Here is a 24,890-nt window from a genome sequence, read left to right as displayed (position 1 = left end):
CAACGCCCAAGGCGGGCTCCGGATTCCTCCGAAGCCCGCCTTGGGCGTTGTCCTGCGGGTGTCCCGGGCCGCTCCGCGGGCCCCCGGAGCCTTCCTCCGGGGGCCCGCGAAGGGCGCTCAGATCGTGAGCAGCGCCTCCAGCGGCGCTCCCGCCAGAGCCGGCTCCAGGCGGCCGCGGCCGCCCAGGAAGCCCAGTTCCATCAGCACGGCGACGCCCGCGGTCTCGGCGCCCGCCCGGCGGATGAGCCGGAGCGATGCCTCGGCGGTGCCGCCGGTGGCCAGGACGTCGTCGACGACCAGGACGCGGTCGCCCGTGCGCAGGTCCTCGGCGTGCACCTCGATCTCGGCGGAGCCGTACTCCAGGTCGTAGGCCTGCGCCAGGGTCGCTCCGGGGAGCTTGCCCGCCTTGCGCACCGGGATGAAGCCCAGTCCGGCGCGGACCGCGACCGGGGCCCCGAGGATGAACCCGCGCGCCTCCAGACCGACGATCTTGGTGGCACCGGTGCGGACGGCGACGTCCGCGAGCGCGTCGGTCAGGGCGCCGAACGCGGCCGGGTCGGCCAGGAGCGGGGTGATGTCCTTGAACATCACCCCGGGCTCCGGGTAGTCCGCCACGTCGCGGATGCGGCTGGCGAGCAGCTCCTCGATCCCGGTCATCGGCGCTTGCCCGACGGACGGCCGCGGCCGCGCGAGCGGGACGCGGGCTGGTTGCGGGGGCCGACGACCGCCGGTGCGGCGTCCTCGGGGTCCTGGTCGTCGTAGGAGGTCTCGGCGCTCTGCGGTTCCGGCGCTTCGCCCTTGGCCGCGGCCTGCGCCCGCTTGGCGAGCACGCGCTTGCGCAGCGCCTTCATCTGCGGCTCGCGCTCCTTGAGGTCGGCGACGAGCGGGGTGGCGATGAAGATCGACGAGTACGCTCCGGCCGCGAGGCCGACGAACAGCGACAGGGAGATGTCGTTGAGCATGCCGGCGCCGAGCACGCCGCCGCCGATGAACAGCAGGCCGGCGACCGGCAGCAGCGCGACCACCGTGGTGTTGATGGACCGCACCAGGGTGCTGTTGATCGAGCGGTCGGCGACGTCGCTGTAGGTCCAGCGGGTCTGCTTGGTGATGTCCTTCGTCTGCTCCTTGAGGCTGTCGAAGACGACGACCGTGTCGTAGAGCGAGTAACCGAGGATCGTGAGCAGACCGATCACGGTGCCCGGCGTGACCTCGAAGCCGACGAGGGCGTAGATGCCGACCGTGATGGTGATGTCGTGGATCAGGGCCACCAGGGCGGCGATGGCCATGCGCCACTCGAACGCGATGGCGAGGTAGATCACCACGAGCACCATGAAGATCGCCAGGCCCTCCCAGGCCTTGTTGGCGATCTGGTCGCCCCAGCTGGGGCCGACCAGGTCCGCGTTGATCTTCTCGGCGTCGACGCCGAGGTCCTGGGCGAGCTTGTCCTTGATCGCGTCCGACGTGTCGGTGTCGATGCCGGCGATCTGGACGCGCAGGCCGCCGTTGCCCAGCTTCTGGACGACCGCGTCGTGCCCGGAGGCGTCTTCCGCGAACGTCTCCGCCTGGCTGACCGTGACGCTGGTGCGGTCCGTGGTGAAGACGGCGCCGCCCTGGAACTCGATGCCCATGTTCAGGCCGCGCACCGTCAGGCCGAGGATGGCCGTGATGGTGATGAGGATCGAGATGCCGTACCAGATCTTGCGCTTGCCGACGAAGTCGTAGCCGATCTCGCCGCGGTGGAGCCGGGCGCCGAGGGTGCCGAGTTTCGACATCTCACGCCTCCTTCGTGTCGACGGGGGCGGACGCGCGACGGGTGCGGCGCAGCGGCGGCTTGGCGCCCAGTCGCTTCGGGTCGAGGCCGGACCAGGGGTGGCCGCTCGCGAAGAACTTCTTGCGGGCCAGGATCGTCATGAGCGGCTTCGTGAACAGGAAGACGACGACGACGTCCAGCAGGGTGGTCAGACCGAGGGTGAACGCGAAGCCCTGGACCTTGCCCACGGTCACGATGAAGAGCACCGCGGCGGCGAGGAACGACACGAAGTCGGAGACCAGGATGGTGCGCCGGGCCCGCGGCCAGGCGCGCTCGACGGCGGGCCGCAGCGAGCGGCCCTCCCGGATCTCGTCCCGGATGCGTTCGAAGAACACGATGAACGAGTCCGCCGTGATGCCGATCGCGACGATCGCACCGCAGACCGCCGGCAGGTTCAGCGCGAAGCCGATGGCCGGGCCGAGCAGCGACATCAGCACGTAGGTGAGGACGGCGGAGACCATCAGGGAGGCGATGGCGATGAGCGACAGGCCCCGGTAGTAGACCACCAGGTAGAGGACGACCAGGGCGAGTCCGATGGCGCCCGCGATCAGACCGGCGTGCAGCTGCTCGCCGCCGAGGGCCGCGGTGACGGTGGTGACGCTGGACTCCTTGAAGCTGAGCGGCAGCGCGCCGTACTTCAGCATGTTGGCCAGGTCCTGGGCCTCGGTCTGGGTGAAGCTGCCGGAGATCTCGGCGCTGCCGCTGAGCGACTGGGCGACCGAGGGGTCGGAGACGACCTCACCGTCGAGGACGATGGCGAACTGGTTCTGCGGGGGCTGGTTCTGCGCGAGCTTGCCGGTGATGGCGGCGAACTTCTTGGAGCCACCGGACGTGAAGTCCATGGTGACCTTCCAGCCCGCGGCGCTCTGCGTGTCGAAGACCGCGCCGGCCTTCTTGATGTCGGTACCCGCGACCTCCGCCGGGCCGAGCACGTACTTCTGCCACTGGCCGGAGGAGTTCTGGCCGCACGCGACGGTCGGGTCCGAGGGCTTGGCGCCGTCGCCGGCCTTGGCCCGGTCGGCCTTGTTCGTGCAGTCGAGGGCCGCGTACTGGGCCTGGAGCTTGGCGGTGGCGGGGTCCGCGCTGCCGCTCGGGGCGGGCGTGGCGCCGGAGGAGGCGGAGGAGCTCGCGGAGCTGCCGGCCGAGGGGCTGGAGCCGGCCTTCAGGGCGTCGCTGACCACGCGGCCCTGGGAGGTGGCCGTGGCCGACGGCGTCGCGGACGACGAGGGCGAGGCCGACGAGGTCGCCTTGTCGGTCGCCTTGTCCGTGGCCTTGCCGGTGGCCTTGGAGCCGCCGGAGGCGCTGGGCGTGGGGCTGGCCGAGGCGTCGGCACCGGAGATCTCGGTGGTCAGCACGGGGCGGAAGTAGAGCTTGGCCGTGGTGCCGACCTGCTCGCGGGCCTGCTTGGAGTTCGTGCCCTTGGGGATGTTGACGATGATGTTGTCGCGGCCCTGGGTCTGCACCTCGGCCTCGGACACACCGAGACCGTTGACACGGCGGTTCATGATGTCGACCGCGGTGTCCATGTTGGTCTTGTTGATCGCGTTGGGCTGACCGGGCTCGTTCTTCGCCGTGAGCGTGATGCTCGTGCCGCCGGCGAGGTCGATGCCGAGACGCGGGGTGGTCTGTCCGGAGGCGAACATTCCCCCGGTGAGCGCCGCGATGGCGATCAGGATCAGGACCAGCGCGCGCCCAGGCCTGCTCTGGGCCTTGGCGCTCCGGCCCTTCTTCGGTGCTGCCACCTTCTCGTACTCCCTCTCGGGCCGCCCGGCGCCGGTCGGGGCGGGGGCGGCCATGCCATGGTGTCGGGACTCCGTGCGAGAACAGCACGTCCCGGGAGGCGCGGGGCGGACGGTTCGCGCCCCGCTCCCGGGTCGTGGCTACTTCGCGTCGGCCTCGCCGTCGGTCTTCTTCGGCTCGCTCGCCTCGACGTCGGAGGCCGGGTCGGCCTTCGCCTCGGCGGCCTCGTCGGCGGGCGCGGCGGGCGCGGCCGGCGCGTCCTTCTTGCCGAGGTCGAGGGGCTTGTCGTCGGAGGCGTCGGAAGCGGCGTCGGCGGCGGGCTCGTCGGTCTCGGTGAGGGAGGAGGCGTCGTCCGGCACGTAGCTGCCGTCGGCCTTCAGGTCGTGCTCGATGCCGTGCACGATGCGGTTGTACTCGTCGTCCGAGAGGACGGCGCCGATCGCGTTCTTCGCGAAGAGCAGGTCCACACCCGGGGCCGCGTCGAGGAGGACGGTCTCCTCGTTGACCTCCTTGACGGTGGCGTACATACCGCCGATCGTGCGCACGCCGGAGCCGGGCTGCATCTCGTCGCGCATGGACGCCGCCTGCTGCTGCTTCTTCTTGGCCGACCGGGTCATCAGGAACATGGCCCCGATGAGCACGATGAACGGGAGGAGGGTCACGAGACTCACGGGTCGGAACTTCCTTCTTCGACCGCACGTGGTGAGCGGCCTGCTGGATGGGGGTGTGCATGCCGTCGGCAAGGGCGGCATCGGCGGAGTCTAAGCGAGTCCGCGCTCAGGGAACAACGCTCGGCGCGGCACCGGGGTTCCTGCCCCGGCGCCAGTGCGCGCCGTCACGCCCCGAACAGGTCCTGTTGTCCGTTTCCGCCTGCCGACGACCGGGGTGGCGCGAGGCCGAGATGCGCCCACGCCGCAGGGGTCGCCACCCGGCCACGGGGAGTACGGGCGAGGAGTCCCTCCCGGACCAGGAAGGGCTCGGCGACCTCCTCCACCGTCTCACGCTCCTCCCCCACCGCGACAGCGAGCGTGGACAGGCCGACCGGGCCGCCGCCGAACAGCTTGAGGAGCGCCTCCAGGACGCCGCGGTCGAGCCGGTCGAGGCCCCGGTCGTCCACCTCGTACACCTTCAGGGCCGCGGCCGCGATCTCCCGGGTGATGGTCCCGTCGGCCTTGACCTGCGCGTAGTCGCGCACGCGACGCAGCAGGCGGTTGGCGATCCGGGGCGTGCCGCGGGAGCGGCCGGCGATCTCGGCGGCGCCCTCGGTGCCGATCTCGACGTCCAGGAGACCGGCGGAGCGGTGGATGACGCGCTCCAGCTCGGCGGGCCCGTAGAACTCCATGTGGGCGGTGAAGCCGAAGCGGTCGCGCAGCGGCGGCGGCAGCAGTCCCGCGCGGGTGGTGGCCCCCACCAGGGTGAACGGCGGCAGCTCCAGCGGGATGGCGGTGGCGCCGGGGCCCTTGCCGACGACGACGTCGACGCGGAAGTCCTCCATCGCCATGTAGAGCATCTCCTCGGCGGGCCGGGACATGCGGTGGATCTCGTCCAGGAACAGCACCTCGCCCTCCTGGAGGGAGGAGAGGATCGCGGCGAGGTCGCCGGCGTGCTGGATGGCGGGGCCGCTGGTGATGCGGATGGGAGCGCCCATCTCGGCCGCGATGATCATCGAGAGGGTGGTCTTGCCGAGGCCGGGCGCCCCGGACAGCAGGACGTGGTCGGCGGTGGCGCCGCGCGCGCGTGCGGCCCGCAGCACCAGGTCGAGCTGTTCGCGGACCTTCTCCTGCCCGATGAACTCGTCCAGGTCCTTGGGTCGCAGGGCCGCCTCGACGGCCTGGTCCTCACGGTCGGCGACGGGTCCCACCAGCCGCTCGGCGGCCTCGTCGGTCGTGTCGTCCCAGTTCATCGGTGGTGCCTCGCGGTCTCGTGGGTGGTGGGGCGGTCTGCGGTCCGCAGGGCTGCGGTCGCCCCCGCGGGCGGGCGGGGGCGAGCGGCTCAGCGGGCCCGGTTCAGGGTCTGCAGGGCACTGCGCAGGAGCTGGCCCACCTGCGGGGTGCCGTCGGCGGCCTCGGCCTGCGGGGCGACGGCGGAGACCGCCTCGTCGGCCTCGCGGGTCGCGTACCCGAGGCCGATCAGCGCGGCGTGCAGCTGCTCCCGCCAGCCCGCGGCGACGGCCGTGCCGATGGCCGGTCCGCCGGGTCCCAGCGGTTCGCCGAGGCGGTCCTTCAGCTCCAGGAGCAGCTTCTGCGCGCCCTTCTTGCCGATGCCGGGGACGGCGACGAGCGCCTTCTCGTCGCCGGTGGAGACGGCGCGCCGCAGGGCGTCGGGGCTGTGCACGGCGAGCATGGCCTGGGCCAGCCGCGGGCCGACTCCGCTCGCCGTCTGGAGCAGCTCGAAGACCTGCCGCTCGTCGTCGTCGGCGAAGCCGTAGAGCGTCAGGGAGTCCTCGCGGACCACGAGCGAGGTGGCGAGCTTGGCCGCCTGGCCCATACGCAGTCCGGACAGGGTGTTGGGCGAGCACTGGACGGCGATGCCGATGCCGCCGACCTCGACCACGGCGGAGTCGGGGGCGAGCGCGGCGACCGGGCCGCTGACGAAGGCGATCATGCGGTACGGCCTTTCGTGGCGTGGCGTGCGGCGTGCGCCGCGACCGCCTGCTGCAGTCGGTTCTGCGCGGTGGCCCGGTGGCCGTCGGTGCCGGCGGCCTGCTGGAGGCGGTTCTTGGCGGGGCCGCGCCAGATGTGGCAGATGGCGAGCGCGAGGGCGTCGGCGGCGTCGGCGGGCCTGGGGGGCGCGTCGAGGCGGAGCAGCCGGGTGACCATGGCGCCCACCTGCGCCTTGTCGGCGCGTCCGCTGCCGGTGACGGCGGCCTTGACCTCGCTCGGCGTGTGCAGGGCGACCGGGATGCCGCGCCGGGCCGCGCAGAGCATCGCGACGGCGCTGGCCTGGGCGGTGCCCATGACCGTACGGACGTTGTGCTGGCTGAACACGCGCTCCACGGCGACGTATTCGGGGCGGTACTCGTCCAGCCAGCCCTCGATGCCCTGCTCCACGGCGACCAGGCGCAGGCCCAGCTCCGCGTCCGCCGGGGTGCGCACGACGCCGACGCCGCACAGCGTCAGGGGCCGGCCCGCGACTCCCTCGACCACCCCGACACCGCACCGGGTCAACCCCGGGTCCACCCCCAGCACCCGCACGCCGGCTCCTCCTCGGTTCGCCTGTTCGTGCAGGCTATCGGGTGGCACCGACAAAGCGACGGGCCGACGGGTGTGTCCCGTCGGCCCGTCGCTCTGCCGGTGCCCGCCGTCAGGCGTCGACCTTCTCCATGACCTCGTCGCTGACGTCGAAGTTGGCGAAGACGTTCTGCACGTCGTCGCTGTCCTCCAGGGCGTCGATCAGCTTGAAGATCTTCCGCGCGCCGTCCTCGTCGAGCTCGACCTGCATGGTCGGGACGAAGTTGGCGTCCGCCGAGTCGTAGTCGATCCCGGCGTCCTGGAGCGCGGTGCGCACCGCGACCAGGTCGGTGGCCTCGGAGAGGACCTCGAAGGTCTCGCCGAGGTCGTTGACCTCCTCGGCGCCCGCGTCGAGGACGGCGCCCAGCACGTCGTCCTCGGTCAGCTCGCCCTTGGGGACGATGACGACGCCCTTGCGGTTGAAGAGGTACGAGACCGAGCCCGGGTCGGCCATGTTCCCGCCGTTGCGGGTCATCGCGACCCGGACGTCCGAGGCGGCGCGGTTGCGGTTGTCGGTGAGGCACTCGATGAGGACCGCGACACCGTTCGGGCCGTAGCCCTCGTACATGATCGTCTCGTAGTCGGCGCCGCCGGCTTCGAGACCGGCTCCGCGCTTGACCGCCGAGTCGATGTTCTTGTTCGGGACCGAGCTCTTCTTGGCCTTCTGGATGGCGTCGAACAGCGTCGGGTTGCCGGCCGGGTCGGCGCCGCCGGTACGTGCCGCGACCTCGATGTTCTTGATCATCTTCGCGAAGAGCTTGCCGCGCTTGGCGTCGATCACGGCCTTCTTGTGCTTCGTCGTAGCCCATTTAGAGTGGCCGGACATCTGCCTGTCTCCTTCGCGTTACCCAACCTGGACGAGCTCCCCCGGGCTCGCGGAGCCCGAGGGGACCCCCAGATCCTACTAGGACGCCGCTGTCCGGTTCGCGCGCACCATGTCGACGAACAGGCCGTGCACGCGGTGGTCGCCGGTCAGCTCGGGGTGGAACGACGTGGCGAGCGCGTTGCCCTGGCGGACCGCCACGATGTGGCCCTCGTGCTCGGCCAGCACCTCCGCCTCGGCCCCCACGGACTCCACCCAGGGGGCCCGGATGAAGACGCCCTCCACGGGATCGCCCGCGACGCCCCGGACGTCGACGGCGGCCTCGAAGGACTCGTTCTGGCGCCCGAACGCGTTGCGGCGCACGATCATGTCGATCCCGCCGACGGTCTCCTGGCCCGAGCGCGGGTCGAGGATCTTGTCGGCGAGCATGATCATGCCGGCGCAGGTGCCGTAGACGGGCAGACCGTCCCGCACGCGCGCGCGGAGCGGCTCCATCACCCCGAAGAGGACGGCCAGCTTGGAGATGGTGGTGGACTCGCCGCCGGGGATGACCAGGCCGTCCACCTCGGCGAGTTCGTCGGGGCGCCGCACCGGCCTGGCCACGGCGTCCGCCGAGGCCAGGGCGACCAGGTGCTCCCTGACGTCGCCCTGGAGGGCCAGGACGCCGATGACAGGAGTGTTCATGGGGACTACCAGCCGCGGTTGGCGTAGCGCTCGGTCTCGGGGAGGGTGTCGCAGTTGATGCCGACCATGGCCTCGCCCAGGTTGCGGGAGGCGTCCGCGACGATCTTCGGGTCGTCGAAGAAGGTGGTGGCCTTCACGATGGCCGCGGCGCGCTTGGCCGGGTCGCCGGACTTGAAGATGCCGGAGCCGACGAAGACGCCCTCCGCGCCGAGCTGGCGCATGAGCGCGGCGTCGGCGGGGGTGGCGACGCCACCGGCGGAGAACAGCACCACGGGGAGCTTGCCGAGTTCGGCGACCTCCTTGACGATCTCGTACGGGGCCCGCAGCTCCTTGGCGGCGGCGTAGAGCTCGTTGTTGTCGAAGCCGCGCAGCCGGGCGATCTCGTTCTTGATCTGGCGCAGGTGGCGGACGGCCTCGACGACGTTGCCGGTGCCGGCCTCGCCCTTGGAGCGGATCATGGCCGCGCCCTCGGCGATGCGGCGCAGGGCCTCGCCGAGGTTGGTGGCACCGCAGACGAAGGGGGTCGTGAAGGCCCACTTGTCGGAGTGGTTGACCTCGTCGGCCGGGGTGAGGACCTCGGACTCGTCGATGTAGTCGACGCCGAGGGACTGAAGGACCTGGGCCTCGACGAAGTGGCCGATGCGGGACTTGGCCATCACCGGGATGGAGACCGCGTCGATGATCTCCTCGATCATGTTCGGGTCCGACATCCGGGCCACGCCGCCGTCCTTGCGGATGTCGGCGGGGACCCGCTCCAGGGCCATGACGGCCACGGCGCCGGCGTCCTCGGCGATCTTCGCCTGCTCGGCGTTGACCACGTCCATGATCACGCCGCCCTTGAGCTGCTCGGCCATGCCGCGCTTGACGCGGGCGGTGCCGATCGCGGTGTTCTCGGACGGGGCGGCGGACTGGGGGAGCGTGCTGGACACGGGTGACCTCGCTGGGTGAAAGAGGGTTTGTGCTCTGTCGAGGAAACGCGAGGCGGCCAGTCCACTGCAAGGGCCAATGAAAAGGCGGTGGATCGTTTTGGCCGGCGCACGGCCCTCGCGCTCCGGCCGCCGGGGTCCCCGCCGCCCGCGCCACGGCGGGGCCGCTCCGCCGGCGGGCCTCCGCCCGGCCGCCCGGCCGCTCAGCCGGCGGGGCGCTCCGCCAGCGCGACCGGCGGCTCGTCGTCCATCTCGAAGGCCATCGGGAACGGGGCGTGTCCGGCGAGCCGGAACCAGCGGACCTTGCGGTGCCGGCGCAGGGCGCGGGCGGCCCGGACCGCGTCGTTGTGGAAGCGCCGCGCCATCGGCACCCGCCGGACCGCCTGGGCCAGCTCGCCGGCCGCCTCCTCGCCGCCGGGCACCTCGCGGACCGCCTCGACCTGCTGGGTCTCCCCGAAGACGGCCCGCAGGGCCTGGCTCAGCTCGCTCTCGGCCACCTCGCGCTGCTCCTCCTCGGCCTGCCGCGCGGCGTGGGCCGCCTCGTACAGGACGATCGACGCGGCCGGGTCGAGCACGCCGGAGGTGGCCAGTTCCTGCGCCACCGAGGCCCTCCGCAGCAGTTGCGCGTCGAGGGCGGCGCGGGCCGCGTCGATCCGGGCGTGCAGGCGGTCGAGCCGCCCTGCGGTCCAGCTCAGGTAGAGGCCGATCGCGACGAGCGCGACGAGGATCCAGATGAGGGTTGCGGTCACGGGCCGCAAGGCTACCCGGCCCGCGGCGCCGCTCCCGCGGGCCCGTCGTGCGCCCTTCGCGGCGGGCGAGCGGGGTGCCGGGCGGGCCGCCGCTTCGGCGCTCCGCGGACGACCGGTGGTCCGCCGTCACCGGACGGCCACGGTGCGGATGTCCGGGGCGCTCCCCCGTTCCCCGGTCCTCGGCCCGCCGGGCCCCGGAACCCCGGGCCGCCGATCCGGCAGCGGCGGGGCGGGCGGCGAGGGACCGGCCGGCCCACCGCCAAGAACACGGAAACACCGGACACCGACCAGGCGCGTCAGGCGTTGATGGGGAGCCCGTCGACGGAGCAGTGCCGGACGGCAGCGGCGGGGCGGGGCGGGGCGGCGAGGGACCGGCCGGCCCGCGACGGGGAGCGGCCCGGCAGGGGCGGACGGCTCCCGGCGTTCCGGCGGCCCGCTCAGTCCCGGGCCAGGCCGAACCGCGCGCGCAGGCCCGTGCGCTCGTCGGCGGCCACCGCCGCCGCTCCGTCCGTCACCGTCTCGTAGACGGAGAGGATGTCCGCGCCGACCGTCGACCAGTCGAAGCGCCGGACGTGGGCGCTGCCCCGCTCCCGCAGCTCGGCCCGGCGCTCGGGGTCGGCGAGCAGCCGCAGTGCGGCGGCCGCGAGGGCGTCCGCGTCCTCGTTGGCGAACAGTTCGCCGGCCGCGCCCTGGTCGAGGACCTGGGAGAAGGCGTCGAGGTCGGCCGCGAGCACCGGCGCGCCGGCGGACATCGCCTCGACGAGGATGATCCCGAAGCTCTCGCCGCCGGTGTTGGGCGCGACGTACAGGTCCACGCTGCGCAGGAAGCGGGCCTTGTCCTCGTCGCTGATCATGCCGAGGAACTCCACGCGCGAGCGCATCTCGGCGGGGAGCGACTCCACCGCCTCCTTCTCGTCGCCGCGTCCCGCGACCAGGAGCCGTGTCTGCGGACGCTCGGCGAGGATCGCCGGCAGCGCCCTCATCAGCACCGGCAGCCCCTTGCGGGGCTCGTCGATGCGGCCGATGAAGCCGATGGTGTCGCCCTGCCACTCGGGCCGGGGCTTGGCGCGGGCGAAGAAGTCGACGTCGACGCCGTTGGGGATGACGACGGCGTCACCGCCGAGGTGCTCGACGAGGGTGCGGCGCGCGTACTCGCTCACCGCGATGCGCGCGCTGATCTTCTCCAGCGCCGCCTGGAGGATGGAGTACGCGGCCACCATCGCCCGGGAGCGCGGGTTCGAGGTGTGGAAGGTCGCCACGATCGGGCCCTGGGCGGCCCAGCAGGTCAGCAGGCCCAGCGACGGCGAGGAGGGCTCGTGGATGTGGACCACGTCGAAGGTGCCCTCGTGCAGCCAGCGCCGTACGCGCGCCGCGGACAGGAAGCCGAAGTTCAGCCGCGCCACGGACCCGTTGTAGGGCACGGGGACGGCCCGGCCCGCCGACACGACGTACGGCGGCAGCGGGGTGTCGTCGTCCGCGGGGGCGAGGACGGAGACCTCGTGCCCCAGGCCGATGAGGTGTTCGGCCAGGTCCCGGATGTGGAACTGGACGCCCCCGGGGACGTCCCAGGAGTAGGGGCAGACGATGCCGATCCTCACGGAGTCCTCTTCTCGGACGTCACCGGGGCCGCGTCGCGGGGTGCCGCCGCGGTCTCCGGGGCGCCGGGGTGACCCGCGGCGGCGTCGGGCCCGCGGTGCTCCCCGGGCGCCTTGCCGGGGTCGAGGTCCTTGAGCCACAGCCGCTGGAGCATGTGCCAGTCCTCCGGGTGGGCGGCGATCCCCGACGCGAAGGCGTCGGCCATGGCCTGCGTCATCGCGGACGTCTTCTCGGCGCGGGTGCCCGACGCGCGCACCTCGACGGGCGGGTGGACCCGGCCCTGCATGACGGGAGAGTCGTCGTACCAGAGCGTCACGGGAAGCAGCGCGGCGCCGGTCTGCTGGGCGAGCAGGGCCGGTCCGGCCGGCATCCGGGTGGCCTCTCCGAAGAACCGCACCTCGACGCCGGAGGAGGACAGGTCGCGTTCGGCGACCAGGCAGACCAGGCCGCCGTCGCGCAGCCGCCGGGCCAGCGTGCCGAAGGCGCTGCCGCCGCTGTGCGGCAGCACCTCCATGCCGAGGCCCTCGCGGTAGGCGACGAAGCGGTCGTACAGCGACTCGGGCTTGAGACGCTCGGCGACGGTCGTGAAGGGAGTGCGCAGTTCGGTGGTGACCCAGGCACCGGCGAGGTCCCAGTTCGCCATGTGCGGCAGGGCGAGGATGACGCCCCTGCCCGCGGCGAGCCCGTCGGTCAGGTGGTGCAGGTCCTTCGGCGCGAACCCGCCGCGCACCCGGTCCGCGCTCCACGCGGGGAGCCGGAAGGACTCCATCCAGTAGCGCAGGTAGGAGCGCATGCCGGCCCTGGACAGTTCGGCGAGGCGCTCCGGTGTCGCGTCGGGCAGCACGCGGGCGTAGTTGCCCTCCAGCCGCCGGACGCCCTTGCCGCGCCTCTTCCAGGCGACGTCCGCGACGGTGCGCCCCAGACGCACCGCGACCGCCTCGGGGAGCTTCTTGACGGTGCTCCAGCCGGCGGCGTAGGCGCCGTCCACCAACCGGTCCCGGAGCCGGGTCACGACGCGGCCTCGCTGCCCGCGGCCGCGGCGGCGTCCGCCTCGGCGGACTCGCGGCGCACGGTGACGACGCGCTGCACCAGAGTGACGAGACTGCCGACGGCGACGATCCACAGCGCGATCGGCAGCAGCACCTGGATGCCGGGCACGCCGAACGCGTGCAGGCCCGCGAGTCCGGCGGCGACCAGGGAGATCACGAGCCGCTCGGCCCGCTCCACGAGCCCGTTGACGGCGACCGGCAGGCCGATCGCCTCGCCGCGGGCCTTGGTGTACGACACCACCTGGCCGCTGGCCAGGCAGAAGATCGAGACCGCGCACAGCACGTTGTCGTCGCCGCCGCCCGCGTACCAGAGCGCGAAGCCGCCGAAGATCGCGCCGTCGGCCACCCGGTCGAGCGTGGAGTCGAGAAAGGCGCCCCACCGGCTGGAACGGCCGAGCTGGCGCGCCATGTTCCCGTCGACGAGGTCGGAGAACACGAAGAGCGTGATGACGATCGTGCCCCAGAAGAACTCCCCCCGGGGGAAGAAGACCAGCGCGCCCGCCATGACACCGGCCGTGCCCAGGAAGGTGACCGTGTCGGGGCTCACCCCCCGGCGGATGAGAAACGCGGCGAACGGTGTGAGGACACGCGTGAAGAATGCACGCGCGTACTTGTTCAGCATGGCCTTCCCGAGGGTCGGTGTCGCCGGAGGGCCCCTGCTGGCCACCGGCCGCCCCATCGTAGTCACGCGGGCGCCGCCGCGGCGGCCGGGCACCCGCACCCCCGTGTCACGGCCGGGCGGCGCCCGTGCGGGCGATGGCGCGATCACGTCCGCCGTATGGACGCGCCGTGACCCGAGTGCGAAGCTCGAAGACACCGCGGGCGTCACCGGAGCCGCCCTCGCCGGCCGGACCCGGACGGTGTCCGGGCAGGGAATTCGGCGTGTCCGCGCCCACAGTGACCTCACCGTGCACGGGAGGCAAGGCCATGGGCGACAAGGCGAACGCACACCCCGGAGCCGCCGGCAGGGCCACGGCGGCCGACCACCCCGCGTCCGTGCGGAACGTGGTGCTGGTCGGCCACAGCGGAGCGGGCAAGACGACGCTGGTGGAGGCTCTCGCGCTGACGGCGGGAGCGGTGAACCGGGCGGGCCGCGTGGAGGACGGCGGAACCGTCTCGGACTACGACGAGATCGAGCACCGGCAGCAGCGCTCGGTGCAGCTCTCGCTGGTGCCCGTCGACTGGGGCGGCTGCAAGGTCAACCTGCTGGACACCCCGGGGTACGCGGATTTCGTCGGGGAACTGAGGGCCGGTCTGCGCGCCGCGGACGCGGCCCTCTTCGTCGTCTCGGCCTCGGACGGGGTGGACGGCTCGACCCGGATGGTGTGGGACGAGTGCGAGGCCGTCCGCATGCCGCGGGCCATCGTGATCACCCACCTCGAATCGGCCCGGGCGGACTTCGAGGAGACGACCCGGATCTGCGCCGAGGCGTTCGGGGGCGACGATCCGGACGCCGTGCTGCCGCTCTACCTGCCGTTGCGGGGCCCGGAGGGACCGGACGGGCACGCGCCGGTGACCGGGCTGATCGGCCTGCTGACGGAGCGGCTGTTCGACTACTCCTCCGGGGAGCGCGCGGAGGCGGAACCCGGCCCGGGGCAGCGGCAGCTCATCGCGGACGCCCGCAACCGGCTGATCGAGGGGATCATCGCCGAGAGCGAGGACGAGACCCTCATGGACCGCTACCTCGGCGGCGAGGAGGTCGACCTCAAGACGCTCGTGCTGGACCTGGAGCGGGCCGTGGCCCGCGGCAGCTTCTTCCCGGTGCTGGCCGCGGCCCCGGCCGCCGAGGGCGCCCGCCAGGGCCTCGGCACGATCGAGCTGCTGGAGCTGGTCACGGGCGGGTTCCCGACGCCGCTGGAGCGCCCGGCGCCCGCGGTGACCACACCGGACGGCGCGCCCCGCGAGGTGGCGGCGTGCGATCCCGACGGGCCGCTCGTCGCGGAGGTGGTGAAGACCGCGTCCGACCCCTACGTCGGCCGGGTCTCCCTGGTCCGGGTGTTCTCGGGGACCCTGCGCCCCGACGCGACCGTGCACGTCTCGGGGCACGGGCTCACCGACCGCGGCCACGAGGACCACGACGTCGACGAGCGGATCGGCGCGCTGTCGGCGCCGTTCGGCAAGCAGCAGCGCGCGCTGACCCACTGCATCGCGGGCGACCTGGCGAGCGTGGCCAAGCTGGGCCGCGCCGAGACCGGGGACACGTTGTCGGCCAAGGACGACCCGCTGCTCATGGAGCCCTGGCGGATGCCCGACCCGTTGCTTCCGCTCGCCATCGAGGCGCACGGCAAGGCGGACGAGGACAAGCTCTCCCAGGGGCTCGCCCGGCTGGTCGCCGAGGACCCGACCATGCGGCTGGAGCAGAACCAGAGCACCCACCAGGTCGTCCTGTGGTGCCTGGGCGAGGCGCACGCGGACGTGGCCCTGGAGCGGCTGCGCAACCGGTACGGCGTCCAGGTCGACGTCGTCGCGCACCGGGTCTCGCTGCGGGAGACGTTCGCGGCCCCGGCCTCCGGGCGGGGGCGGCACGTCAAGCAGTCCGGCGGGCACGGGCAGTTCGCGATCTGCGAGATCGACGTGGAGCCCCTGCCGAACGGTTCGGGGATCGAGTTCGTGGACAAGGTCGTCGGGGGCGCCGTGCCCCGGCAGTTCATCCCGTCGGTGGAGAAGGGGGTGCGCGCGCAGGCGGCCCGCGGGGTGGCGGCCGGCCACCCGCTCATCGACGTGCGGATCACGCTGCGCGACGGCAAGGCCCACTCGGTGGACTCCTCCGACGCCGCCTTCCAGACGGCGGGCGCTCTGGCGCTGCGCGAGGCCGCCGCCGGGGCCCGCATCCACCTGCTGGAGCCGGTGGCCGAGGTGGGCGTGCTGGTCGGCGACGACTACGTGGGCGCCGTGATGAGCGACCTGTCGGGCCGGCGTGGCCGGGTCGTCGGCACCGAGCAGGCGAGCGGCGGACGGACGCTGGTCCGGGCGGAGGTGCCGGAGATCGAGATCGGGCGGTACGCGATCGACCTGCGGTCCCTCTCGCACGGCACCGCGCGCTTCGACCGGCGCTACGTGCGGCACGAACCGATGCCGCAGCAGGTCGCCGAACGACTGCGCGAACAGGCCCCGGAGTCCTGAGGACGCGCCGCGGCATGCGCCGGCGGGCGGCTTGGGCCGTCCGCCGACGCATGCCGGCCACGGCCGTTACCCTGGGAACCTGATCAAGACGATGACCTGATCAACAGGTGTGCGGAGCACCGAAGTCGGGAAGGCCGCAGAAGCGGGGGCGGCGGCGATGGGGGCGGAAGTGGCGTTCGAGGGTTTCGATTTCACTCCTGGGGCACAGGTGCCGCTCACGGGCTCCGCGGGCCAGACGGCGGCGACCTTCGCCCTCGCCTCGGCCGCGTACCGGGACAGTCCGGTGGCGGAGATCCTCAAGGCCGACAACGAATGGCACCAGTCCACGGTCAAGCCGCCGCGGCTCAAGCTGCTCGCCCCCAATCTGGGCGAGGCGTTCGCGACGGCCGTGGCCGGGCGCATGCTGGGCGTCGGCCGCAAGCCGCTGATCCAGTCCTTCGGCACCGAGCCGCAGGTGATCGTGGAGCACTGCCTGGCGGCGACCAACATCCGCCGGCAGCGGGACAACTGGCTGTCCGCCGTCATGGTGCTGTGCGGGCTGCTGTTTTTGCCGGGCCTCGTGGTGTGGCTGCTGGTCTTCACGATCCGCACGCAGATCGCCAAGAGCGAGAACAAGCGCGCCTCGGCTCTCGGCACCACGCTGCTGTTGGCCGCCGGCGCGCTCGGCGTGCTCTTCCTGCTGAAGATGCCGTTCACCGGGTTCTGGGGCTGGTACGGGCGCGCGTCGGTGGTCCTGCCCGTCGTGGGGTGGCTGTGGGCGAAGCGGATCTGCGAGCGCACGGCCAAGGACCTGCGGGAGCGCTGGGACAGCCTCCTGTCGGGCGGCGCCCTCGGCGCCAAGATCCCCGAGGCGGTCCCCGGCAGCCCGGGTGAGTCGGCCGCCGAGCGGCTGCGCCAGTCCCTCGCCCGCCTCGGCGCCGAGCAGCAGTCCAACGCGGTGTTCTACGCCGGCCCCAAGGGCATCCTCGGCATGGGAACGCGCTGGGGCAGCTGGCAGCTCGCCGAGGACCTGGTGCCCCGGGACGCGGCCAAGGAGATCCACCCGTTCCGCAGCTGGGACGTCGTCCGCAGCATCCACGACCAGTTGCGCATGCTGGAGCGCGGTCCGCTCAACACCGGTGGTTTCCCGGCTCCTTCGATCCGGCACTGGGTGGTCACCCCGGTCGGGGAGAACGCCAAGGCGGTGTCCCGGCCCGGCGGCACGGACGTGGACGCCTACACGGTCAAGACGCACGCCATCCAGGAGATCTGCAACAAGCAGCAGTTCGGCAGCGGCGACCGGCACTACCTCGGGGTGCAGTGGACGCTCTGGGACGGCCAGTTGGTCATCACCATGCTGATCACGGTGACGGTGCTGCACGAGACGCTGCGCATCGAGGTCACCGGTCACGCGCTGGGCCCGGTGAACCCACTGTTCACCACGAAGCCGGAGGCGCCGACCAAGGAGGTCGCCAAGACCGTCCGGTTCTGGGAGACCCGCAAGGTCAGCCTGCCGCTGGTCACCGCGGACGAGGTGGTCCGGCTCGCCGCCCGGGCCCCGCTCAGCTGGTATCCGCCGGTCCTGGACTGGCTGGGCGGCTCACTGGTACTGCCCGAGCCGTTCGGACTGAGGCACGCCTGGGCCGACCAGCCGTGGCGGCACCGGTTCATGGCGGACGACGCGCTGCGGGCGGCGACCCCCGTGCTGCGGGTGGTGCACGCGGCGGCGATCAGGGTGCTGGAGGAGAACGGCGTGGACACCGAGAGGTTCGGCACCCGCTCCGCGTTCCTCAGCACCGCGGTGCAGGACGCGTCCCCGCGCAAGGCCGATCTGTACGACGCCTAGGGTCGGGGGGCCGCGGAGCACGGACGGCCGCCGCCGGCCGTGCCCGGGAGCCGGCCGGGAGCCCGGTCCGGCCGCGGCCCCCGTGCGCGTTGCGATGCCGCGGCGGGCGACCGCAGGAGGGCCCGGGCGGCGCGCCCGCGGTGGGCCGGAGGGGCGCCCCTCGCCTCGCGGCTCGAACGGAGGCGACGACTCCCCCGGGGGCCCGGCGCGGCACCGGGCCCGCTCCGCGGTGCCGTGACGTGACGTGGGCGGAAGGCTGCGCCGGACGGCTCGCGGCGTCCGGTCCGGTGCACCACGCGGCGGGTCACCGCCCGCGTACCGGACGTACGTCCTCGGGTGATGCGCCGACGCGGCGCGCTGCCGTGCCGGGCGTCGCCGGGAGCCGGTGGACGGTGCGGCGGCGACGGCCGGCGCCCCGACCGGAAAGGTTCACCGGCTCGCGACGCCCGCCACGGCACTAGGGCCAGGCGTCCGCGAGCATCGTGCGGGTGTCGGCGAGGAGCTGGGGCAGGACCTTGGTGTGGCCGACGACCGGCATGAAGTTGGTGTCGCCGCCCCAGCGGGGCACGATGTGCTGGTGCAGGTGGGCGGCGATCCCGGCGCCGGCGACCGTGCCCTGGTTCATGCCGATGTTGAAACCGTGCGCGCCGGAGGCGGTGCGCAGGGCGGTCATGGCCTGCTTGGTCAGCTCGCCCAGCTCGGCGGTCTCGTCGGTGGTGAGATCCGTGTAGTCGGCGACGTGCCGGTAGGGCACGACCATCAGGTGGCCCCCGTTGTACGGGTAGAGGTTCAGTACCGCGTACACCTGTTCGCCGCGCCGCACGATCAGCCCGTCCTCGTCGGACTTGGCCGGGATCGAGCAGAAGGGGCAGCCGTCGTCGGCCCCCGGCCCGGTGGGCTTGTTCTCGCCCTGGATGTAGGCCATCCGGTGAGGCGTCCACAGGCGCTGGAACGCGTCCCGCGTCCCCACTCCGATCTGCTGCTCCGGCTCACTCGTCATGGAGTGCAGCATATTGCGTCGCCCGTTCGCGGCGTGTCGCCGGGGGCGGGGCAAGGGCGCCTGCGGCGAAGCTGGGGCCATGGACGAGGACAGCCCGACGAGCCGCTGGACGCGGCGCACCGAGGTACCGCTGGAGATCGCGTCGCTGGCGTTCCTGACCGCCTACGCGGTGCACGTGCTGGCGCACGGGATGTCCGACTGGGGGCACCAGGTCTGTCTCGTCGTGATCGCGGTCAGCTGGGCCATGTTCGTCGTCGACTACCTGGTCCTGTGGCGGCTGAGCGGCCGGCGTCTCGGCTTCGTCCGGACCCACGTCCTGGACACGGTCGTCCTCGTGCTGCCGCTGCTGCGGCCGCTGCGCGTGGTCCGGCTCTACGACGCGGTGCTGCGCCGCAGGGGCGAACCCCGGCTGCCGCTGTACGCCCGCGTGATGTTCTACGCGAGCATCGCGGTCCTGCTGCTGGGCTTCGGCGGCGCGCTCGCCGTCTACCAGGCGGAGTACCAGGCGCCGGGCGCCACGATCCGCACCTTCGGCGACTCCGTGTGGTGGGCGGCCTCCACCCTGGCGACGGTGGGGTACGGGGACGTGACGCCGGTGACCGTCCGGGGACGCGTCATCGCCGTCGCCGTGATGGCGTGCGGCCTGGCGCTGCTCGGAGCGGTCACGGGGTCGTTCTCGTCCTGGCTGCTCCAGGTGTTCGCGCGCGAGGGGGACGACGCGAGGCCCCCGGGGGGCTGAGCCTCCCGGGGGCCTCGCGCACACCGCCGCGCGGCGGTGTGTCAGACCTGTGCGCGCTCCTCGACGACGCGGGCGATCTTGGCGATCGCCTCGTCGAGCGGGATGCCGTTCTCCTGCGAGCCGTCGCGGTAGCGGAAGGAGACGGCGCCCGCCGCCATGTCCTCGTCGCCCGCGATGACCATGAAGGGCACCTTCTGCTTCTGGGCGTTGCGGATCTTCTTCTGCATGCGGTCCGAGGAGCTGTCCACCTCGACGCGCAGGCCCTTCCTGCGGGCCTCGGCGGCGAACGAGTGCAGGTAGTCCACGTGCGCGTCGCCGATCGGGATGCCGATCGCCTGGACGGGTGCCAGCCACGCCGGGAACGCGCCCGCGTAGTGCTCCAGGAGGACGGCGAAGAAGCGCTCGATGGAGCCGAAGAGCGCGCGGTGGATCATGACCGGGCGCTGCTTGGTGCCGTCGGGGCCGGTGTACTCCAGGTCGAAGCGCTCGGGCAGGTTGAAGTCGAGCTGGACGGTCGACATCTGCCAGGTCCGGCCGATGGCGTCCTTGGCCTGCACGGAGATCTTCGGGCCGTAGAAGGCGGCGCCACCGGGGTCCGGGACCAGCGGGAGTCCCTGCTTCTCGGCGACCTGCCGCAGCGTCTCGGTGGCCTCCTCCCAGATCTCGTCCGAGCCGACGAACTTCTCCGGGTCCTTGGTGGACAGCTCCAGGTAGAAGTCGGTGAGGCCGTAGTCGCGCAGCAGGTTCAGGACGAAGGTGAGCGTCTTGTCGAGCTCCTCCGCCATCTGCTCCTTGGTGCAGTAGATGTGCGCGTCGTCCTGGGTGAAGCCGCGGGCACGGGTCAGACCGTGCACGACGCCGGACTTCTCGTACCGGTACACGGTGCCGAACTCGAACAGGCGCAGGGGCAGTTCGCGGTAGGAGCGGCCGCGCGCGTCGAAGATCAGGTTGTGCATCGGGCAGTTCATGGGCTTGAGGTAGTAGTCCACGCCCTCGTCGAGCTGCATGGGCGGGTACATGCCGTCGGCGTACCAGTCCAGGTGGCCCGAGGTCTCGAAGAGCTTCCCCTTGGTGGCGTGCGGGGTGTAGACGAACTCGTAGCCCTCCTCCTCGTGCCGGCGGCGCGAGTAGTCCTCCATGACCCGGCGGACGACGCCGCCCTTGGGGTGGAAGACGGCGAGGCCGGAGCCGATCTGGTCCGGGATGGAGAACAGGTCCAGCTCGTTGCCCAGCTTGCGGTGGTCGCGCTTCTCGGCCTCGGCGAGGAAGTCGAGGTGCGCCTTCAGCTCCTCCTTGGAGGGCCAGGCGGTGCCGTAGATGCGCTGGAGCATCGGGTTCTTCTCGCTGCCGCGCCAGTAGGCGGCGGCGTTGCGCATGAGCTTGAACGCCGGGATGTTGCGGGTGGTGGGCAGGTGGGGACCGCGGCAGAGGTCCTTCCAGCACAGCTCGCCGGTCTTGGCGTCGAGGTTGTCGTAGATGGTCAGCTCGCCGCCGCCCACCTCGACGTCCGCGCCGTCGTCGGAGGAGGCGGAGCCCTTGATGCCGATGAGTTCCAGCTTGTACGGCTCGGCGGCGAGCTCGGCGCGGGCGTCCTCGTCGGTGACCACACGGCGGGAGAAGCGCTGGCCGCGCTTCTGGATCTCCTGCATCTTCTTCTCGACGGCCTTGAGGTCCTCCGGCGTGAAGGGCCGCTCGACGTCGAAGTCGTAGTAGAAGCCGTCCTTGACCGGCGGCCCGATGCCGAGCTTGGCCTCGGGGAAGAGCTCCTGCACGGCCTGGGCCATGACGTGCGCGGCGGAGTGGCGCAGGATGTTCAGGCCGTCCTCGGAGGAGATCTCGACGGGCTCGACCTCCTCGCCGTCCCTCACCTCGTACGCGAGGTCCTTCAGCTCGCCGGCCACCCGGGCCGCGACGACGGTGCGCTCGCCGGCGAAGAGCTCGGCGGCCGTCGTGCCCGTCGTCACCACGCGCTCTTCCCGCTCGGAATCGCGTTGGATGACCACACGGACGTCTGACACCGGACTCTCCTGACTGAAGGCGACTCCACACCGTCTACGGCACGGCGTGGCAATGCCCGAATCCTACCGAGCCCCGGGACCCCTCCGCGAAAGGGTTGTGGTCGACGGCGCGCTCAGTCCTCGCCGCAGCCCTCCTCGAGGAAGGCGGCCGGCTCGGCGTCGCGCTGCCACGACTTCATCAGCCGGTCCCGCTCCGCCTCGTCCACCCGGACCGGCACGACCCCCGAGGCGTCCGTCAGCCGGCGGAAGCCCCCGCGGCTCTCCAGCCGCCCGCGCACCCGCACGGGCAGGCCGTCGAGATGGGCCTGCCCGGCCGTCCGGTAGGCCTCCTCGTCGAGCGTGGTCAGCACGTGCGGGACGGCGGCACCGGCGATCACCCGGAGCCGGACGGTGCCCGGGCCGCGCGGATCGGGCCGGCGCATCCGGACCACCGCTCCGGTGATGCGGACGGCGACGGACGGCTCCTCGCGCAGATAGCGCGCTCCGGCCTCGCGCAGCACGGGCAGGTCCCCGGGGGAGAACTCCACCGCCTCGGCCGGGCTCGTGCCGCCCCCGGGGACACCCCGGGCGGGCGACCACTCGACGGCGATCCGGGCGCCCTCGGTCCCGCGGACGAGGGCCACCAGCGCCTCGGTCAGCTCGTGGCTGACGCCCGCCTCGACCGCCGCGTCGAACGCGTCCATGCCGCCGGTGGCGCGCCGGTAGTCGATCGCCTCGCGGGCCGCGTACAGCGCCTGGTGCAGCCGGACCGCGAGCGGCCGGCCGGTGGCGACGGGAACGAACGCGGTGAGGCGGCGGCCTCCCGGTTCGGCACCGACCAGCACGCCGTCCAGGGCGGCCGTCGCCGATCCGCGGTGCCGGGCGCCGTGGTAGCCGGCCCGCGCGCGGGTGGCCAGGGCGGCCGCGAGCAGGGTCCGGCGCGCGGCCCCGCGCAACTGCTCCTCGACCGTCCAGGGCGCGGCGCCCGCGGGCCCCGTCGGCACATCGCGCCACCAGCGGATCTCGTCGCTGGGGACGGCGAGCGCCAGCAGCACGTCCCGCGCGGACGGCGAGCCGCTGCGGGCGAGCGCGACGAGCGCCTCGCCGAGCAGGTCGTCGCTGTCGGGGAAGGCCCGGTTCTCCGGCACCAGCAGACTGGTGCCGCCGCCCCCGGGCCCCGGTGGCGTCCAGCGGCCGTAGCGTCCCGGCGCTCCCCCGCGCCGCCGCCAGCCGTGGCGTTCCAGGAGGGCGCCGAGGACGACCGGGTCGACCTGGTCGGGGGCGGGCGGGTCGTTCCACGGCGGTTCGGCGGGATGGGCCCTGACCGGGCGCAGGGGTTCGTCGATCGGGCGGTGTGTCATGGTCTGCCTCCCGTCCCGACCCTCGTCATGATCTCGCAGAGGGCGCGGTCGTCGAAGATCCGGGCGGTCGGGATGCGGACGGTGGTCCGCTGCCGGCCCGTGACGGCGTGCCCGGCGAGGTTGATCCAGTAGCAGCAGTGCCGCAGGTCGAGGCGGTCGTGGCCGGCGCGCAGCCAGTCGTCCCGGGATCTCGGCACGAGCATCACGACGAGGATCTTGTGCACGGAGACCGGGGTGCGCGCGAGTTTCGCCAGGTGGGCGTTGTCGAGCGTGAAGGAGAACGCGGGCCCCGGTGGGTGCGGCGGTATCTGGTAGGTGCATTTGAGCTGCACCTTGATGGTGACTTCGTCGTCGACCGTGTGCCCGGGGGCGCTGTGGCTGACGTGCCAGTCGATGCCGTTGTCGGGAAAGGGCTGGGACAGCGAGCAGCCGGCCGCCGCCGCCACGGCGTGGAGGTATCCCACCTGAAGGGTCTCCATGCAGGCGGTGGTGGCGAGTGAACCGCGATGGGGTGCCGTCCGCTGGGGCAGCAGCCCGCCCCGTTCGGGCTGCGCGAGTGCCATGAGTCCAACAGCCTTCCAGGCTCGGTGTGTCCGCGCTGCGGGTCGCTGAACTGCGCAGACCCGTATCTCTGTTGTCTCCTTCCGGCGTACGGCGCAAACAGCCCGGGTATCACCAAACGGGCAGAAGACGGTGCGTCAGCTGCCGTGGGTGAACGAGGAGTTGTGTTGGTATGACGTGCTGGTACGAGGGCCCTCTGGCCGCGTTCGACACGGAGACGACGGGTGTGGACGTCGAGACCGACAGGATCGTGTCGGCCGCCGTCGTCGTCCAGGATGCCCCGGGCTCGCGCCCGAGGACGACCCGGTGGCTGGTGAATCCGGGGGTGCCGGTGCCCGCGGGGGCGACGGCGGTGCACGGGCTCACCGACGAGCACCTCCGGCGCAACGGCCGCTGGCCGTCGCCGGTGGTGGAGGAGATAGCCCGTGAGCTGGGCGAGCAGGCCGCGGCGGGCCGGCCGCTCGTGGTGATGAACGCTCCCTTCGACCTGACGCTGCTGGACCGGGAGTTGCGCCGGCACCGGGCGTCGTCGCTGGAGCGGCGGCTGGACCCGTCGGCGCTGCGGGTGCTCGACCCCCGGGTGCTGGACAAGCATCTGGACCGCTACCGCAAGGGCCGCCGCACCCTGACCGACCTGTGCGCGCACTACGGCGTGGCGCTGGAGGGCGCGCACGACGCGGCGGCGGACGCGCTGGCGTCGCTGGAACTCGTCCGGGCGGTGGGGCGCCGGTTCGCCTCACGGCTCGAACGGCTGTCGCCGGCCGAACTGCACACCCTCCAGGCGGTGTGGCACGCGGCGCAGGCCCGCGGGCTCCAGGCGTGGTTCGCGCGCAGCGGTTCGGACGAGGCGGTGGACCCTGCGTGGCCGCTGCGCCCCGAGCTGCCCGCCGCCGCCTGAACGGCCCCGAGGGGAGCGGGCGGACCGGTGCTTCCGGGCGGACCCGAGGTCCGGGCGGAACGGGAGGGTTCCGGGCCGCCGCCACCGGCGGGCGACCGGGAGCCCGACAACGAAAGACCGGCCCGTCGGTGACGGACCGGTCTTCTCCGGGTGGGCGATACTGGGTTCGAACCAGTGACCTCTTCGGTGTGAACGAAGCGCTCTCCCACTGAGCTAATCGCCCGGGAACGGACTGAACCATACAGGTCCCGGCGGGTGGGGTTCAAACCGCTTCGAGGCGGCCGAGCAGTCCGCGTCGCCCCGCGCGCATCATCAGGGCGTGGTTGGCGCGGAAGAAGGGCCGTCCGAGCACGGCGAACCGGCGCAGGAGCGCCGTCGCGACACGCACCTCCTGGTCGTACCGGGCGCGGGTGCCCGATCCGGCCGGGTCGAGGGTCCAGCGCGCCCAGCCGACCAGGTCGCCCGACAGGGAGATCTCCAGGACGCCCGCCTCCGGGTCGCGGCGCGCCTCGCGTGCGGTGACGGTGATGTCGTAGGGCAGGGCGGAGCGGATGCGGATGACGCCGCTGCGCTCGTCCAGCGGCGTCACCTGCCGTACCTGCGGCCACCAGAGCGGGTAGTCCTCGGCGCGCTCCAGGGCCGCGTACACCGCGGCGGGGGCCGCGGGCAGATCCCACTCGCTGTGGAAGCGGTAGTGATTCCAGTCCATGCAGCGAGTGTGCCCCGCCCCATGCGCGCACGCCCTCCCGCCCGCGTCCCTGACCGCCGAGGCCGCGGTG

Annotated in this window: 23 protein-coding genes and 1 tRNA gene; 4 read left to right on the top strand and 20 right to left on the bottom strand. The window is 72.8% G+C overall.

Annotated elements, in window-relative coordinates:
• Positions 1 to 117: 117 nt before the first annotated feature.
• The 14 genes from ACGFS9_RS06320 to pgsA all read right to left on the bottom strand — a co-directional run bounded on the left by ACGFS9_RS06320 (position 118) and on the right by pgsA (position 13,286).
• A complete protein-coding gene (locus ACGFS9_RS06320; RefSeq protein WP_393251145.1) occupies positions 118 to 657 on the bottom strand; it encodes an adenine phosphoribosyltransferase in 540 nt (179 codons plus the stop codon).
• On the bottom strand, positions 654 to 1,772 hold the full coding sequence (gene secF / locus ACGFS9_RS06315) for a protein translocase subunit SecF (protein WP_393251144.1): 1,119 nt from the start codon (positions 1,770 to 1,772) through the stop codon (positions 654 to 656). The genes ACGFS9_RS06320 and secF overlap by 4 nt, the downstream gene beginning before the upstream one ends.
• Before the next feature lies 1 nt (position 1,773).
• Positions 1,774 to 3,552 carry a protein translocase subunit SecD gene (gene secD / locus ACGFS9_RS06310; RefSeq protein WP_393251143.1) on the bottom strand — a complete coding sequence of 593 codons (1,779 nt, stop codon included), beginning with the start codon at positions 3,550 to 3,552 and terminating at the stop codon, positions 1,774 to 1,776.
• 138 nt (positions 3,553 to 3,690) lie between these two features.
• A complete protein-coding gene (yajC, locus tag ACGFS9_RS06305; protein ID WP_393251142.1) occupies positions 3,691 to 4,221 on the bottom strand; it encodes a preprotein translocase subunit YajC in 531 nt (176 codons plus the stop codon).
• Between the two features lie 164 nt (positions 4,222 to 4,385).
• A complete protein-coding gene (ruvB, locus tag ACGFS9_RS06300) occupies positions 4,386 to 5,453 on the bottom strand; it encodes a Holliday junction branch migration DNA helicase RuvB (protein WP_393251141.1) in 1,068 nt (355 codons plus the stop codon).
• An 89-nt stretch (positions 5,454 to 5,542) separates the two neighbouring features.
• Complete coding sequence (ruvA, locus tag ACGFS9_RS06295) at positions 5,543 to 6,154, bottom strand: Holliday junction branch migration protein RuvA (protein WP_393251140.1); 612 nt, start codon at positions 6,152 to 6,154, stop codon at positions 5,543 to 5,545.
• The gene (ruvC, locus tag ACGFS9_RS06290; RefSeq protein ID WP_393251139.1) at positions 6,151 to 6,744 is read right to left on the bottom strand and encodes a crossover junction endodeoxyribonuclease RuvC; all 594 of its coding nucleotides are present in this window, start codon (positions 6,742 to 6,744) and stop codon (positions 6,151 to 6,153) included. The genes ruvA and ruvC overlap by 4 nt, the downstream gene beginning before the upstream one ends.
• A 109-nt stretch (positions 6,745 to 6,853) precedes the next feature.
• Entirely contained in the window at positions 6,854 to 7,606 is a 753-nt protein-coding gene (locus tag ACGFS9_RS06285; RefSeq protein ID WP_393251138.1) for a YebC/PmpR family DNA-binding transcriptional regulator, read from the bottom strand.
• Positions 7,607 to 7,684: 78 nt separating this feature from the next.
• A complete protein-coding gene (gene pdxT, locus ACGFS9_RS06280) occupies positions 7,685 to 8,287 on the bottom strand; it encodes a pyridoxal 5'-phosphate synthase glutaminase subunit PdxT (RefSeq protein WP_393251137.1) in 603 nt (200 codons plus the stop codon).
• Between the two features lie 5 nt (positions 8,288 to 8,292).
• The gene (gene pdxS / locus ACGFS9_RS06275) at positions 8,293 to 9,216 is read right to left on the bottom strand and encodes a pyridoxal 5'-phosphate synthase lyase subunit PdxS (protein ID WP_393251136.1); all 924 of its coding nucleotides are present in this window, start codon (positions 9,214 to 9,216) and stop codon (positions 8,293 to 8,295) included.
• A gap of 200 nt (positions 9,217 to 9,416) precedes the next feature.
• Positions 9,417 to 9,962, bottom strand: coding sequence for a hypothetical protein (locus ACGFS9_RS06270; protein ID WP_393251135.1), 546 nt, complete (start codon positions 9,960 to 9,962; stop codon positions 9,417 to 9,419).
• Between the two features lie 437 nt (positions 9,963 to 10,399).
• The gene (locus tag ACGFS9_RS06265) at positions 10,400 to 11,560 is read right to left on the bottom strand and encodes a glycosyltransferase family 4 protein (RefSeq protein WP_393251134.1); all 1,161 of its coding nucleotides are present in this window, start codon (positions 11,558 to 11,560) and stop codon (positions 10,400 to 10,402) included.
• Positions 11,557 to 12,570, bottom strand: coding sequence for a phosphatidylinositol mannoside acyltransferase (locus ACGFS9_RS06260; protein WP_393251133.1), 1,014 nt, complete (start codon positions 12,568 to 12,570; stop codon positions 11,557 to 11,559). Before ACGFS9_RS06260 ends, ACGFS9_RS06265 begins: the two co-directional genes overlap by 4 nt.
• Positions 12,567 to 13,286, bottom strand: coding sequence for a phosphatidylinositol phosphate synthase (gene pgsA, locus ACGFS9_RS06255; protein WP_393251286.1), 720 nt, complete (start codon positions 13,284 to 13,286; stop codon positions 12,567 to 12,569). Before pgsA ends, ACGFS9_RS06260 begins: the two co-directional genes overlap by 4 nt.
• Before the next feature lie 248 nt (positions 13,287 to 13,534).
• Between pgsA and ACGFS9_RS06250 the strand changes: the two genes are divergently transcribed.
• Together ACGFS9_RS06250 and ACGFS9_RS06245 are read left to right on the top strand one after the other, a co-directional pair.
• Positions 13,535 to 15,730, top strand: a complete 2,196-nt coding sequence (locus ACGFS9_RS06250; protein WP_393251285.1) for an elongation factor G-like protein EF-G2 — start codon at positions 13,535 to 13,537, stop codon at positions 15,728 to 15,730.
• 157 nt (positions 15,731 to 15,887) lie between these two features.
• The gene (locus ACGFS9_RS06245; RefSeq protein ID WP_393251132.1) at positions 15,888 to 17,555 is read left to right on the top strand and encodes a hypothetical protein; all 1,668 of its coding nucleotides are present in this window, start codon (positions 15,888 to 15,890) and stop codon (positions 17,553 to 17,555) included.
• Between the two features lie 457 nt (positions 17,556 to 18,012).
• Here ACGFS9_RS06245 and ACGFS9_RS06240 read toward each other — a convergent pair whose 3' ends face one another.
• A complete protein-coding gene (locus tag ACGFS9_RS06240; protein ID WP_393251131.1) occupies positions 18,013 to 18,567 on the bottom strand; it encodes an HIT family protein in 555 nt (184 codons plus the stop codon).
• Between the two features lie 67 nt (positions 18,568 to 18,634).
• Here ACGFS9_RS06240 and ACGFS9_RS06235 point away from each other — a divergent pair, with 67 nt between their 5' ends.
• Complete coding sequence (locus ACGFS9_RS06235) at positions 18,635 to 19,294, top strand: potassium channel family protein (RefSeq protein WP_393251130.1); 660 nt, start codon at positions 18,635 to 18,637, stop codon at positions 19,292 to 19,294.
• A gap of 41 nt (positions 19,295 to 19,335) precedes the next feature.
• Here ACGFS9_RS06235 and thrS read toward each other — a convergent pair whose 3' ends face one another.
• The 3 genes from thrS to ACGFS9_RS06220 all read right to left on the bottom strand — a co-directional run bounded on the left by thrS (position 19,336) and on the right by ACGFS9_RS06220 (position 23,215).
• Positions 19,336 to 21,312 (bottom strand): threonine--tRNA ligase, encoded by a 1,977-nt coding sequence (gene thrS / locus ACGFS9_RS06230; protein WP_393251129.1) that lies wholly within the window; start codon positions 21,310 to 21,312, stop codon positions 19,336 to 19,338.
• A 113-nt stretch (positions 21,313 to 21,425) separates the two neighbouring features.
• Positions 21,426 to 22,652, bottom strand: a complete 1,227-nt coding sequence (locus tag ACGFS9_RS06225) for a hypothetical protein (RefSeq protein ID WP_393251128.1) — start codon at positions 22,650 to 22,652, stop codon at positions 21,426 to 21,428.
• Entirely contained in the window at positions 22,649 to 23,215 is a 567-nt protein-coding gene (locus tag ACGFS9_RS06220; RefSeq protein WP_393251127.1) for a DUF4365 domain-containing protein, read from the bottom strand. Before ACGFS9_RS06220 ends, ACGFS9_RS06225 begins: the two co-directional genes overlap by 4 nt.
• 170 nt (positions 23,216 to 23,385) lie before the next feature.
• On the opposite strand from ACGFS9_RS06220, the gene ACGFS9_RS06215 reads away from it, so the two are divergent.
• Positions 23,386 to 24,111: a 3'-5' exonuclease gene (locus tag ACGFS9_RS06215; protein WP_393251126.1), complete on the top strand. Its 726-nt coding sequence runs from the start codon at positions 23,386 to 23,388 to the stop codon at positions 24,109 to 24,111.
• Positions 24,112 to 24,262: 151 nt separating this feature from the next.
• Here the strand turns inward: ACGFS9_RS06215 and ACGFS9_RS06210 are convergent.
• Both ACGFS9_RS06210 and ACGFS9_RS06205 read right to left on the bottom strand, forming a co-directional pair.
• A tRNA-Val gene (locus ACGFS9_RS06210) sits at positions 24,263 to 24,334 on the bottom strand.
• A gap of 39 nt (positions 24,335 to 24,373) precedes the next feature.
• Entirely contained in the window at positions 24,374 to 24,820 is a 447-nt protein-coding gene (locus ACGFS9_RS06205; RefSeq protein ID WP_393251125.1) for an SRPBCC family protein, read from the bottom strand.
• Between the last annotated feature and the right edge of the window lie 70 nt (positions 24,821 to 24,890).

The organism is Streptomyces sp. NPDC048566, from assembly GCF_043199735.1.
Lineage (GTDB): Bacteria > Actinomycetota > Actinomycetes > Streptomycetales > Streptomycetaceae > Streptomyces.
This window is presented reverse-complemented; position numbering and strand designations above follow the sequence as displayed.